This window comes from Pandoraea faecigallinarum (assembly GCF_001029105.3).
Lineage (GTDB): Bacteria > Pseudomonadota > Gammaproteobacteria > Burkholderiales > Burkholderiaceae > Pandoraea > Pandoraea faecigallinarum.
The window spans coordinates 3,946,873-3,959,854 of the sequence record NZ_CP011807.3 but is presented as its reverse complement, the minus strand read 5'-3'; the positions used below and the strand labels follow the sequence as shown (position 1 = coordinate 3,959,854).

General features: G+C 65.8%; 11 protein-coding genes and 1 pseudogene. 6 read left to right on the top strand and 6 right to left on the bottom strand.

What is annotated here, in order from left to right; genetic code table 11:
* Positions 1 to 3: 3 nt before the first annotated feature.
* From hemF to AB870_RS17320, 4 genes are all read right to left on the bottom strand, one after another.
* Positions 4 to 939: an oxygen-dependent coproporphyrinogen oxidase gene (hemF, locus tag AB870_RS17335; protein ID WP_047905660.1), complete on the bottom strand. Its 936-nt coding sequence runs from the start codon at positions 937 to 939 to the stop codon at positions 4 to 6.
* 188 nt (positions 940 to 1,127) lie between these two features.
* Positions 1,128 to 2,036: a mechanosensitive ion channel family protein gene (locus AB870_RS17330; RefSeq protein WP_047905659.1), complete on the bottom strand. Its 909-nt coding sequence runs from the start codon at positions 2,034 to 2,036 to the stop codon at positions 1,128 to 1,130.
* A gap of 294 nt (positions 2,037 to 2,330) precedes the next feature.
* Positions 2,331 to 3,608: a phosphoribosylamine--glycine ligase gene (gene purD / locus AB870_RS17325; protein WP_047905658.1), complete on the bottom strand. Its 1,278-nt coding sequence runs from the start codon at positions 3,606 to 3,608 to the stop codon at positions 2,331 to 2,333.
* A 1-nt stretch (position 3,609) separates the two neighbouring features.
* Positions 3,610 to 4,335, bottom strand: a complete 726-nt coding sequence (locus AB870_RS17320; protein WP_047905657.1) for a YebC/PmpR family DNA-binding transcriptional regulator — start codon at positions 4,333 to 4,335, stop codon at positions 3,610 to 3,612.
* A 519-nt stretch (positions 4,336 to 4,854) separates the two neighbouring features.
* Between AB870_RS17320 and AB870_RS17315 the strand changes: the two genes are divergently transcribed.
* Both AB870_RS17315 and AB870_RS17310 read left to right on the top strand, forming a co-directional pair.
* Positions 4,855 to 6,327 (top strand): helicase HerA-like domain-containing protein, encoded by a 1,473-nt coding sequence (locus tag AB870_RS17315; protein WP_047908350.1) that lies wholly within the window; start codon positions 4,855 to 4,857, stop codon positions 6,325 to 6,327.
* Between the two features lie 115 nt (positions 6,328 to 6,442).
* Complete coding sequence (locus AB870_RS17310) at positions 6,443 to 7,360, top strand: DMT family transporter (RefSeq protein WP_047905656.1); 918 nt, start codon at positions 6,443 to 6,445, stop codon at positions 7,358 to 7,360.
* 41 nt (positions 7,361 to 7,401) lie between these two features.
* Here AB870_RS17310 and upp read toward each other — a convergent pair whose 3' ends face one another.
* The gene (upp, locus tag AB870_RS17305; protein WP_047905655.1) at positions 7,402 to 8,052 is read right to left on the bottom strand and encodes a uracil phosphoribosyltransferase; all 651 of its coding nucleotides are present in this window, start codon (positions 8,050 to 8,052) and stop codon (positions 7,402 to 7,404) included.
* 215 nt (positions 8,053 to 8,267) lie between these two features.
* Here upp and AB870_RS17300 point away from each other — a divergent pair, with 215 nt between their 5' ends.
* The 3 genes and pseudogenes from AB870_RS17300 to AB870_RS17290 all read left to right on the top strand — a co-directional run bounded on the left by AB870_RS17300 (position 8,268) and on the right by AB870_RS17290 (position 10,560).
* Positions 8,268 to 9,047, top strand: a complete 780-nt coding sequence (locus AB870_RS17300) for an SDR family oxidoreductase (protein ID WP_047905654.1) — start codon at positions 8,268 to 8,270, stop codon at positions 9,045 to 9,047.
* A gap of 61 nt (positions 9,048 to 9,108) precedes the next feature.
* A complete protein-coding gene (locus tag AB870_RS17295; RefSeq protein ID WP_237169977.1) occupies positions 9,109 to 9,552 on the top strand; it encodes a methylglyoxal synthase in 444 nt (147 codons plus the stop codon).
* Positions 9,553 to 9,586: 34 nt separating this feature from the next.
* Positions 9,587 to 10,560, top strand: a pseudogene (locus AB870_RS17290) (quinone oxidoreductase family protein).
* 77 nt (positions 10,561 to 10,637) lie between these two features.
* Here the strand turns inward: AB870_RS17290 and AB870_RS17285 are convergent.
* Positions 10,638 to 10,919, bottom strand: a complete 282-nt coding sequence (locus AB870_RS17285) for a YkvA family protein (protein ID WP_047905653.1) — start codon at positions 10,917 to 10,919, stop codon at positions 10,638 to 10,640.
* 407 nt (positions 10,920 to 11,326) lie between these two features.
* Between AB870_RS17285 and AB870_RS17280 the strand changes: the two genes are divergently transcribed.
* A complete protein-coding gene (locus AB870_RS17280) occupies positions 11,327 to 12,850 on the top strand; it encodes a type 1 glutamine amidotransferase (protein ID WP_047908348.1) in 1,524 nt (507 codons plus the stop codon).
* Positions 12,851 to 12,982: the final 132 nt, after the last annotated feature.

Below are 12,982 nucleotides of genomic sequence, written 5' to 3'. Positions count from 1 at the left end.
CCTTCACACCCACTCGCGGCGCACGAGGAAGTCGGTATAGAGCTTCGCTTCGGGCGTGCCCGGCTCGGGCTTCCAGTCGTAGTGCCATTTCACGACGGGAGGCATCGACATCAGAATGGATTCGGTGCGCCCGCCCGATTGCAGGCCGAAGTGCGTTCCCCGATCCCAGACCAGATTGAACTCGACGTAACGGCCGCGGCGGTGCGCCTGAAAATCGCGCTCGCGCTCGCCGTACGGCATGCCACGGCGGCGCTCCACGATGGGAATGTACGCGTCGAGAAACGCATCGCCTACGCTTTGCATGACCGCGAAGCCCGTATCGAAGCCGCCACCGGAGAAATCGTCGAAAAAGATGCCCCCGATGCCTCGCGGCTCCTGCCGGTGCTTAAGGTAGAAATACTCGTCGCACCAGGTCTTGAAGCGCGGATACCAAGTCGGGTCGAACGGATCGAGCGCATCCTTGCAGGTCTGGTGGAAGTGCTTGCAGTCTTCCTCGAATGCGTAGTAGGGCGTGAGGTCCATGCCGCCGCCGAACCAGAATGCGGGAAGTTCGCCCGGCGCGGTGGCGATCAGGATACGCACGTTGAAGTGTACGGTCGGGCAGTAGGGATTGCGCGGATGCAGCACCAGCGAGACGCCAAGGGCTTCGAAGCCGCGTCCCGCCAGCTCGGGCCGCGACGCGCTCGCCGAGGCGGGCAGCTTGTCGCCGATCACATGGGAGAAGTTCACACCGCCGCGCTCGAAGAAGTCGCCGTCGTCGAGCACGCGCGTACGGCCGTCGCCACGCAGCGGGCCGTCGGCCGGGCGTTGCCAGTCGTCGACGAAGAAGCGTTTGCCATCCAGGCGCTCCATCGTTTCGACGATCCTGTCCTGAAGTCCGAGCAGATATGTCCGTACCGCCGCCGTATCCGGCGCTCGCGCGGTGTCTTGCGCTGTCATTCTGTGACGTCCCTTGCGTGGTAATTGTGACGAATTTACCCGCGATTGTACCGGGACGTGACGTGAGGCGGGCAGTGGGCGCCGTAGCCCGTGCCGCCCGCATGACCTGCGTCAAGCTTTCGGCCCGCGGCTCAAATGGCACGGCGCCAGCCGTCCGCCCGCGCTTCAGGGCGGCGGAGCGAGCGCCCTCAAGGGGCCGGAGCGTTGGGCAGCGTACCTGCCGGGGCGGTGCCGCCGGCGCCGGGCACGATCGGCGGCACGGCGCCGGTGCCCGCGTTGGGTGCGCCCGGCACGCCCGGCGGCGGCATAAGGATCTGGCGCGTTGCCGGCACCGGCCAATGCGCCGTGCCGCCAACTTCGGCAATGGCTTTGTTGGTGTCGAAATACACTTGCCAGTAGTCGCGGTTATGGCAGTACGGGCGCACCGCCAGCACCGGCCCGGACGCGTTGAATTCGAGGATTTCCACGTCCACGCCGGGCTTGTCGACCACGTTCGGAATCTGCGTGATGCGTGCCTTCAGGCGCGCCACGGCGTCCTGCACGTCGACGGTATGGGCGAGCTGCGCGGTGAGATCGACCCGGCGGTAGGCGTTGGCGTCGTACACCGTGATGTTGTCGCCGAAGACTTTCGTGTTGCCGACATACACGCGAAGGTTGTCCGCGGTTGTGAGCGTAGTGACGAACAGGCCGATTTCCTCGACTACGCCCGTCACACCGCCCGCGCTGATCATGTCTCCCGTCTTGAAGGGGCGCAGCACGATGAGGAAGATGCCGGAGGCGAAGTTCGACAGCAGTCCGGACCAGGCGGCGCCAATGGCGATGCCGGCAGCCGCGAGCAGGGCGGCGAACGATGTTGTCTCGATACCGCAAACGCTGAGAATGGACAGAATGAGCGCAATGCGCAACGCGATGCGCAGCGACGACTCGGTGTAGCGAACGAGGGTGGGATCGATGTGGCGGCGGGTCATCGCGCCGCGTACCAGCCGCGCCGCCAGATTGATGACGATGCCGCCGACGATCCAGATGACGACGGCCATCACGATCTTCAGGCCGAACGGCACCAGGTAATCGTTGACCAGCTTATCGAGGTCGAACATGTAAGTCTCCGTCGAGCGAGGGGTCTGTCGGGAAAACCGCATGAATTCCGCCGGAGCTGGCCGGATGCGCGCAATGGTGAGTGAACTTCCAGTGCCACGCGACGCCAGCGTGCCAATTTGGCCCGCGCTTGTCAATCGCGGCGCGCCGACGATGTGACGGCCCCCAAAGCATTTGTCGTCACCCGAACCGCCCAAACGGCCACGGCCCGGAAGACGTGGGGTCTTCCGGGCCGTGGCCGTCGTTCCCGAATCGCGTAGACGCGTTGACGCGTTGACGCGTTGGCGCCTGTCGACTTATTCCGGCTTGCGCGCCAGCGCGCGGTTGCCGATGTCGTGACGATACTGCATGCCGTCGAAGTTGATCTGATTGACGGTCTGATACGCCACGCTTTGCGCGCCGCGCACCGTATCGGACAGGCCCACCACGCACAGCACGCGTCCGCCGGTGACCTTGAGCACGTCGCCGTCGAGCTGGGTGCCGGCGTGGAAGGTCACGCAATCGTCGGTCTGCGCCGGAATTTCCGAGATGCGGTCGCCTTTGCGCGGCGTGTCCGGATAGCCGTGAGCGGCGAGCACCACTCCCAACGCATAACGGCGGTCCCAATCGAGTTCGATCTTGTCGAGCGTGCCGGCGATGGCGTGCTCGACCACCACCGAGAAGTCGCCCTTCAGACGCGCCATGATCGGCTGCGTTTCCGGGTCGCCCATGCGGCAGTTGAATTCGAGCGTCTTGACGTTGCCTTCGGCGTCGATCATCAGACCGGCGTATAGGAAGCCGGTGAAGCGAATGCCGTCGGTCTCCATGCCGCGCACGGTCGGCATGATGATCTCGCGCATCACGCGGGCGTGGATTTGCGGCGTGACGATCGGCGCAGGCGAGTAAGCGCCCATGCCGCCCGTGTTCGGGCCCTGATCGTTATCGAGCAGGCGCTTGTGATCTTGCGACGTGGCGAGCGGCAGCACGTTCTTGCCGTCGACCATCACGATGAAACTGGCTTCCTCGCCTTGCAGGAATTCCTCGATCACCACGCGCGCGCCGGCGTCGCCGAGCTTGTTGTCCGCAAGCATCATGTCCACGGCGTTGTGCGCCTGCTCGATCGACATCGCCACGACCACGCCCTTGCCGGCGGCCAGGCCGTCGGCCTTCACGACGATCGGCGCGCCCTTGGCGTTGATGTAGGCGTGCGCGGCGGCGGCGTCGGCGAACGTCTCGTAATCGGCGGTCGGAATGCCGTGGCGCTTCATGAACGCCTTGGCGAAGTCCTTGGACGATTCGAGCTGTGCGGCTTCCTTCGTCGGCCCGAAGATCTTCAGGCCGCGGGCGCGGAAGATGTTGACGATACCGGCGGCGAGCGGCGTTTCCGGACCGACCACCGTGAGCGCGATGCCTTCGCGTGCGGCGAATTCGGCGAGCACGTTCGGATCGCTGATCGGGACGTTGCGCAGGCGCTCGTCGAGTGCGGTGCCACCGTTACCCGGTGCTACGTAGACCAGTTGGATACGCGGCGATTGGGCGAGCTTCCAGGCGAGCGCGTGTTCGCGGCCGCCCGAGCCGACAACCAGAATTTTCATCTTATTCCTCGATGACGGCGTTGGTGAATACGTCCTGCACGTCGTCGAGGTTTTCGAGCGCGTCGAGCAGCTTTTGCATCTTCACGGCGTCATCGCCAGTGAAGATCACTTCGGTTTGCGGTTTCATCGTCACCTCCGCGACTTCGGCCTTCAGCCCGGCCGCTTCGAGCTTTTCCTTCACGGCCTGGAAGTCGTTGGGCGGGCAGATGACTTCGAAGCTGCCGTCGTCGTTGGTGATGACGTCGTCGGCACCGGCGTCGAGCGCCACTTCCATGAGCTTGTCTTCCGGGGTTTCCGGCGAGTACAGGAACTGGCCGCAATGCGTGAAGAGGAACGCCACCGAGCCGTCGGTGCCCATGTTGCCGCCGAACTTGGAGAAGGCGTGACGCACTTCGGCCACCGTACGCACACGGTTATCCGTCATGGTGTCGACGATCACGGCCGCGCCGTTGATGCCATAGCCTTCGTAGCGGATTTCTTCGTAGTTGGCGCCGTCCAGACCGCCTACGCCGCGATCGATCGCGCGCTTGACGTTGTCCTTGGGCATGTTGGCGTCAGCCGCCTTTTCCACGGCCAGACGCAGGCGCGGGTTGCTGTCGGCGTCGCCGCCGCCCAGACGGGCCGCGACCGTGATTTCCTTGATCAGACGTGTCCAGACTTTACCGCGCTTGGCATCTGCCGCAGCCTTCTTGTGCTTGATGTTGGCCCACTTGCTATGACCCGCCATGAATTTCTCCGTCGTGCCGCGCGTGGCGGCGAAGTATGCTCTGCCGGCCCGCGCAGTCCGGCGCGGCCAACCGTTGAAACGGGAGCGCCCGCCACCACCGGGTCGCGGGCGCCGATTGTCCAGCCGCCCCGCCGCCTCGCACGGACCGGGGCGATCTCGCGGGCGTTTCGGGACGGTACAGTCCGAGCGGCAGGACCTGCCGCTATAATCGGAGGCAATTTTATCATGCCGCCGCACCGTGCCACGGGTGTTTGCTGCGCCGTGTCACGCCCCGCGCCGTGTCCACCGCCGAGGTCTCGCATGCCCAAGAAGCCCGTGCCGTCGCCAGTGCCGCCGTCCACCCCGCCCGCCGCCGCCGCGCAGGCGCTCGCCGCCGATACATCGGCTCCACCCGCGGCACCGTCCGCGGCACCCCCCGCGGCGGCCACCGGCGTCGCCACAGCGAGGCCGGCTCACGATGCCGGTGAGGCGCTCGCGATCGCGCGCAACGCGCAGCATGTTTTGGGACTGCTGCCTGCCATGGGCAACCGCCACGGGCTCATCACGGGTGCCACGGGCACCGGCAAGACCGTCACCCTGCAAGTCATCGCGCAAGCGTTCTCCGACATCGGCGTGCCGGTCTTTCTGGCGGACGTGAAAGGCGATCTGACCGGCATTACCCAGCCGGGTGTGGAAACACCCAAGCTCAGGGAGCGCATCGCCAATCTCGGCTTCGATACGCCCGACTGGCACGGCAGCCCGGCCACGCTGTGGGACGTGTTCGGCGAGCAGGGCCACCCCGTGCGCGCTACCGTCTCCGATCTCGGCCCGCTCCTGCTGGCGCGGCTGCTGGGCCTGAACGAGACGCAAACCGGCGTACTCAACCTTGTCTTCAAGATCGCCGACGACAATGGTCTGCTCCTGCTCGACAGCAAGGACCTGCGCGCCATGCTCCAGCACGTGGGCGAGAACGCGTCGAGCTTCACCACCCAGTACGGCAACATCTCGGCCGCCTCCATCGGCGCGATTCAGCGCGGCCTGCTCACGCTGGAGCAGCAAGGCGCGGACAAGTTCTTCGGCGAGCCGATGCTCAACATCGAGGACTTCATGCAGACGGATGCGCAGGGACGCGGCGTGGTCAACATCCTCGCGGCCGACAAGTTGCTGGCCGCCCCGCGCATTTACGCCACGTTCCTGCTGTGGCTGCTCGCCGAGCTGTTCGAGCGGCTGCCGGAAGTCGGCGACCCGGACAAACCCAAGCTGGTCTTCTTTTTCGACGAGGCGCACCTGCTGTTCAACGAAGCGCCCAAGCCGTTGCTCGAACGCATCGAGCAGATGGTTCGCCTGATTCGCTCGAAGGGCGTGGGCGTGTACTTCGTGACGCAAAATCCGGTCGACGTGCCCGATACCGTGCTCGGTCAGTTGGGCAACCGCGTGCAGCATGCCTTGCGCGCGTATTCGCCGCGCGACCAGAAGGCGGTGAAAGTGGCGGCGCAGACCATGCGCGCGAATCCGTCGCTCGACATCGAGACGGTGATCGGCGAGTTAGGCGTGGGTGAGGCGCTGGTGTCGCTGCTCGACGAGAAGGGACGCCCTGCCGTGACCGAGCGTGCGTACGTCGCGCCGCCCGCGTCGCGCATTGGGCCGATTACGCCGCAGGAGCGCGCCGCGCTGCTGGCGGCGTCGCTCGTCGCGGGCGTGTACGAAAAGGTCGTGGATCGCGAGTCGGCGTATGAAAAACTCGTCGGACGCACGCAGGCGCGGCAGCCCGACGGCACCCCCGCGCCGGACGGTACCCCCCCGTCTGCCCCGTCCACCCCATCTGCCCCGTCAGGCGGCGGTCTGCTCGATGCGCTGGGCGGCCTGCTCGGCGGCAGGGGCGGCTCGCGTAGCAAGGACACCCCGGTCGAAGCGATGGTCAAGAGCACCATGCGCACGGTGGGCAGCCAGTTGGGACGTGAGATCGTCCGCGGCGTGCTGGGCAGCATTCTGGGCGGCAGCAAGCGCAGGTAAGGTTGAAGGTGAAGGCGGTGCATCGGTCGATGCCGCCGCACTGCGGCGCTGCGGCGCGCGCCGCCGGCATCGCGCCTGTCGCGCAACAAAAAGGAAAAGGACCCTCCACTTACCGATGTCCCTGAAATCTTCGCTGGAGCCGGTACGCACCGGTGTCGCACACGATCCGTTGTGGCTGCGTGCCGCACCGCTCATCTTTCTGTTCCTGTGGTCAGTCGGATTTACCGTCGCCAAGATCGGTCTGGATTACGCCGATCCGCTGACCTTTCTCGCCTTGCGCTACGGCCTCGTGCTGGTGCTGCTCGCGCCGCTGGCGGCGCTCATGCGCCCGCCGTTGCCGAAGACGGCCGCAGCGTGGGGGCACCTCGTTGTGATCGGCCTGCTGATTCAGGCGCTGTATTTCAGCATGACGTACCTGGCGCTGCGGCTCGGCGTGTCGGCGGGGAGCGTGGCGCTGATTACGTCGCTACAACCGATTCTCGTGGCGCTGGCAGTGCCGCGCCTGGTGGGCGAGCGCGTGAGCGGCCTGAACTGGATCGGGCTGGGGTTGGGGCTGGCCGGGGCGGCGCTCGTGATCGTGGCGCGCTCGGCGGTGGAGGCAACCTCTGCGCTGGGCTTGCTGCTCACGTTCGTGGCGCTGGGCGCCATCACCTGCGGCACGCTGTACGAGAAGCGCTTCGGCCTCGGACAGCACCCGGTGACGTCGAATCTCGTGCAGTACGCCGTCGGGTTTGCCGCGACGTTGCCGCTCGCGTGGTGGCTTGAGCCGATGCGCGTGGACTGGACATGGCAACTCGGGCTCACGCTCGTCTATCTCGTGATCGGCAACTCGATCGTGGCGATTTCGCTGTTGCTGGCGATGATCCGGCGCGGTGAGGCGTCGCGCGTGTCGGCGCTGTTCTTCCTGGTGCCGCCCGCTGCGGCGCTCGCCGCGTGGCTGATGGTCGGCGAACACATGCCGCCGTTGGCGTGGGGCGGTATGGTGCTGGCGGCCATCGGTGTGGCGATGGCTACCCGGCGCAAGCGCGTGTAAGTTGCTGCGCGGGGCAGCTCGGAGACAGGGGCGTCCTGCTATCAGTTCTTGGTGCCGAACAGGCGGTCGCCCGCATCGCCCAGTCCCGGAATGATGTACGCATGGTCGTCCAGGCGCTCATCGAGCGACGCGACGTACAGCTTCACGCCAGGGTGCGCGTCGTGCAGCACCTTCACGCCTTCCGGTGCGGCCACGAGCGCAAGGAACGCAATGTTCTCTTGCGCCACGCCGCGCTTGACCAACACGTCCACGGCGTGAACGGCCGAGTAGCCGGTCGCGACCATCGGGTCGCACAGAATGAAGCGGCGGTCGTTCACGTCCGGCAGGCGTACGAGATATTCCACCGGACGATGCTGTTCGTCGCGATACACGCCGATGTGGCCGACGCGCGCCGACGGCACCAGATCGAGCAGGCCGTCGCTCATGCCGACGCCGGCGCGCAGCACCGGCACGATGGCGAGCTTCTTGCCGGCGATGACGGGGGCGTCCATTGCCACCATTGGCGTGTCGATGCGCTCGGTCGTGAGCGGCAGATCGCGTGTGATCTCGTAGCCCATGAGCAGGGTGATCTCGCGCAGCAGGCCGCGGAACGTGCGCGTCGACGTTTCCTTGTCGCGCATGTGCGAGAGCTTGTGCTGGATCAGCGGGTGATCGCAGATGAAGAGATTCGGGAATCGGGTGTCTTGTTTCATGGCAGGCAATGTGAGGCTGGGCCACCGGATCGGAGTGTCGCGGTATGGCGCGCATGGCCGCGATTTTAGCCGATGCGGGCGAGGCCGGTCCGGGTTTCGGTCCCCGGCCCGGCCGCGCGCTTGCAGCGGCGCGTGCACGATTCCCTTAGAATCGCTGCAAAGACCGCTGCACAGCTGTCTTTCGACCAACGCATCACTTGTCTTGAAGGCTGACCATGGATCTGGGAATCAAGGGCCGCACCGCGCTGGTGTGCGGCGCGAGCAAGGGGCTGGGGCGCGCCTGTGCGCAGGCGCTGGCCGACGCCGGCGTGAATGTCGTGATCGTCGCGCGCACTGCCGGCGCACTGAACGCCGCTGCCGACCAAATCCGCGCAGCCACCGGTGTGAACGTGAGCGCCGTGGCCTGCGACATCACCACGCCCGAAGGCCGTGCCCAGGCGCTGGCCGCGTGCCCGCAGCCCGACATCCTCGTGACGAACGCGGGCGGCCCGCCACCGGGCGACTTCCGCCACTGGCAGCGCGACGACTGGATCCGTGCACTCGACGCCAACATGCTCACGCCCATCGAACTCATCAAGGCGACGGTGGACGGCATGATCGCGCGGGGGTTCGGGCGTATCGTGAACATCACGTCGTCTGCCGTGAAGGCCCCCATCGACATCCTCGGTTTGTCCAACGGCGCGCGTTCGGGCCTCACGGGCTTCGTCGCAGGCATTGCCCGCACGACCGTGGCGCATAACGTCACCATCAACAATCTGCTGCCGGGAGCGTTCGACACGGATCGTCTGACGGCGACCATGCAGGCGTCGGCGACGAAGAGCGGACAGAGTGTCGAGGACACGCGGGCCAAACGCGCGGCGGCAATTCCCGCGCGCCGCTTCGGCCAGCCGGACGAGTTCGGCGCGACCTGCGCCTTCCTGTGCAGCGCGAAGGCCGGATACATCACCGGCCAGAACGTGCTGATCGACGGCGGTGCTTATCCGGGCACGTTCTGATGCGTCATCCGGCAATCCATCGTATTCACCCTCATCCATACCACGCTCGGGGATTGCATCAATGACAGTACCGAAAGTGCCTGCCGCTGCCACGGTTCCCGCAGTTCCGGCAGTTCCGGCAGTTCGAATTGCACTCATCGCCCACGACAAGAAGAAAGACGAGATCCTGGCGGTCGCGCGCGACTATGTCGACGTCCTGCGCCAGTGCCGGCTCGTGGCCACCGGCACCACAGGCGGGCGCATCGCCACCGAGCTTGGACTCGACGTCGAGCGCATGCTCTCCGGCCCGCATGGCGGCGATTTGCAGATCGGCGCGCAACTGGCGGAGGGGCGCGTCGACATGGTGCTGTTCCTGCGCGACCCCATGACGCCGCAACCGCACGAACCCGATATCAACGCGCTGGTGCGCGCCTGCGACGTGCACAACGTACCGTGCGCCACGAACAGTGCGACGGCGCGGCTGCTGCTGGAGCAACTGATCGTGCGTCTGACCACGAACCCGTGACGACATACACAACGCATAGAGGGAGAAATTGACGATGACCAAAGCCATTCGTATCGAACAGAACGGCGGCCCGGAAGTGATGAAGTGGGTCGATGTCGAAGTCGGCGAACCCGGTCCGGGCGAGGCGCGCGTGCGCCATCAGGCGGTGGGCCTGAACTACATCGACGTATATTTCCGCACCGGCCTGTATCCGCAACCGCTGCCCGCCGGTCTGGGCATGGAAGCGGCCGGGGTGGTCGAAGCCGTGGGCGAAGGCGTGACCCATGTCAAGCCGGGCGATCGCGTGGCGTATGCGAGCCGCCCATGCGGCGCGTACTCGCAGGCGCGAGTGATGCCGGCCGCACCGCTGGTGCGTCTGCCCGACGCCATCAGCGACGATCAGGCTGCTGCCATGATGCTGCAAGGCATGACGGCACAGTACCTGCTGCGCCGCACGTATGCCGTGAAGCCGGGCGACACGATCCTGATTCACGCGGCCGCGGGGGGGGCGGCCTGATCGTTTGCCAATGGGCGAAGGCGCTCGGTGCGACGGTAATCGGCACGGTCGGCTCGGAGGAAAAGGCAGCGCTCGTGCGCCGGCATGGCTGCGATCACCCGATCGTCTACACGCGTGAGAACTTCGTCGAGCGGGTGAAGGAAATCACTGGCGGCGAAGGCGTTCCGGTGGTCTACGATTCGATCGGCAAGGACACCTTTACCGGCTCGCTCGACTGCCTGCGTCCGCTGGGCATGATGGTGAACTTCGGCAACGCTTCCGGTCCCGTCACGCAAATCAACACCAGCGATCTTGTCTCGCGCGGTTCGTTATTCTTCACGCGCCCAACGCTGTTCAACTACACCGCCAAGCGCGCCGATCTGGTAGCCACGGCGAACGAGTTGTTCGACGTGGTCAGCAAGGGAATCGTCAAGATCGAAGTGAATCAGCGCTACGCACTGGCCGATGTCGCGCAGGCGCACCGCGATCTGGAGTCGCGCAAGACCACGGGCTCGACCTTGCTCATGCCGTAGGTCCGCGGCGACGGGAGCGGACGAAAAAAAAGGGATGCCGAAGCGTCCCTTTTTTGTTGCACCCGGGCGTTCGACCGTCAGGCGCGCTGCGTGAACACGTGAGCCCGGGCGTCTTCACGCACGTCGACCGGCAAACGCTTGATGAGCCAGTGGATGACCATGCCGATCACGACGACATCGTCGAGCAACCCGAACACCGGCACGAAGTCGGGAATCAGGTCGATGGGGCTGAGCAGGTAGAGCGCGAGCAACACGACGGCGGGCAAAAGCCAGCGCGGACGTCGCGGATCGCGGGCCGCGTGCCACAGCACACGGAAGTCGTGACGGGCGACCTGCCACAGACGAAGAAAACGCTTCACTTGCAGACTCCTGATGCCAATAAGCTCGCCGGACGGGCAAGCAAGTTCTCGTGAACGACGTTAACATCGCGCAATTCGTGTTCAATGTGCGACGAACGCCGTTCAACATGTCCGGATTATACGCGTCGGCGGTGCGATTCGCCGCAGCGGGGCCATGCCGTGCCGCCGGCCAGCGGAACGCGTCCGTCGCGTGACCAGCACATTCGACATCGGACGGGCGGGACGGTTTCATCGCTTTTGCGAGGCGCGCCCGGCGATGAGGTTGCGATGCCCCCGGGAGCGCCGACGTTTTCGCGCTGGCGGTTGCGGCGCGATGGTGCCGGCGGGATAATTCCCGGGCCGACGTGGTCAATCCCTCTTTCCCCTTCGTCCTCACGATCTTTTTCAGGACGCATTTCAAAGCCATCATGACCGACGCTCAAGATCCGAAATCGCCGCAGCCGCCGTCCAAGCCCGAGTCCGATACGAGCAAGCCCGCACCTTCGCCAACACCCGCGGCGCCTTCTGCCGCGTCACCATCGTCGGCCCCATCGGCATCCGGTGCCGCGAAAGCGGGAGGATCGCCTGCGGATTCGCCGGCGACGCGCTCGTCCGACTACGTCGAGCCGGCCACGCCCCAGACGCCGCGCCCGACGGCCAAGCCCGTCGCGGGGACGGCCGAAGGTTCGGCCAGCATGCCGCCGAATCCCGATACGCTGACGCGTCCGGTGCCACCGACGGAAGTGTCCGGTTCGGCCGATGCGAAGGCGGAAAAGCCTGCTACGTCCGCGACATCCGCCACGTCCACCGCGCCCGCGGCGAAACCGGCGGGGCAGACGTCGGCTGCCGAAGTCGCTTCGGACCGTAATCCGATTGGCGCGTCTGCGCCGAAAACCGCCGACGACGTCAAAGCGGCCGGTCTCGGCAGCGCGGGCGGAAACATCGACGAAGCGCGGACGACCGGTGGCGCGGGTGGGGCAGGCGGTGCGGGTGGCGGTGGTGAGCCGCCGCATCAACCGTCATTCGGTGCGGGGGCGCCGCGTCCGGGCAGCCCGGCATCGATGGGCGGTCAGCCGTCGTACTTGCAGGCGGGCGATTCGCCCTGGTCGGTTCTGCGTCGCATCATGTCGGCGCGCCTGCGTGCCTGGTACGATCGCGCCGGCCAGCGCATCACGCAGCGCACGCTGAAAATCGGCATCTCGGCACGCATCTTTCACCCCGAGCCGGGCGCCAAGGGTTTGCGCAGCAAAACGCTGCAATACCTCGAAGAATCGATCGCACACTGGGTGATGTCGCGCGACGTGCTGGTGTTCATGATTCCGACCGTCGACACGCAAGGGCTGCTCCACCCGAGCCATATCCGTCTGCACGATTATGCGAAGCATCTCGACGGTCTGGTCTTGCAGGGCGGGGCGGACGTCTCGCCGCTGACCTATTCGGAAGTGGCCACGCGTCACGAATGGCAGGGCGATCGTATGCGCGACATGTACGAACTTGAGCTTCTGCACGAATTCGTCGAGCAGGGCAAGCCGATTCTGGGTGTCTGCCGCGGTTGCCAACTGATTAACGTGGCGTTCGGCGGCACGCTGCACCAGGACATTGCGACGGATCTGCCCGAGGCGATTCCGCACGTCACCGAGACATACGAACACAACCGCCACACGCTGACCTTCCCCGAAGGCTCGTCGCTTGCGCAGATGCTCGCGCCGCTCGACGTGCCGATCGTCAACTCGATTCACCACCAGTCGGTGAAGACGTTGGGGCGCGATCTGAGCGTCGAGGCCGTGTGTGCGGAAGACGGCGTGGTCGAAGCGATTCGCTATCGCAAGGCACCGTTCGTGATGGGCTTGCAGTGGCACCCGGAATTCCACCGAGCGGGTGGACCGGAGTTTCTCGATTGCACGCCGGTGCTGGACAACTTCCTGCGCGCCGCGCGCGAGACGCGCTTCTGATGTGAACCGGGCGCAGCGGTGCGGCGTGCGATATCGCGCGTTGCACCGCTGCGCACCTTCGATGCAAAAAAATGGCAGCCGTGAGGCTGCCATTTTCGTGTCAGGAACACCGGCAAACCGCACCGGTGTTCA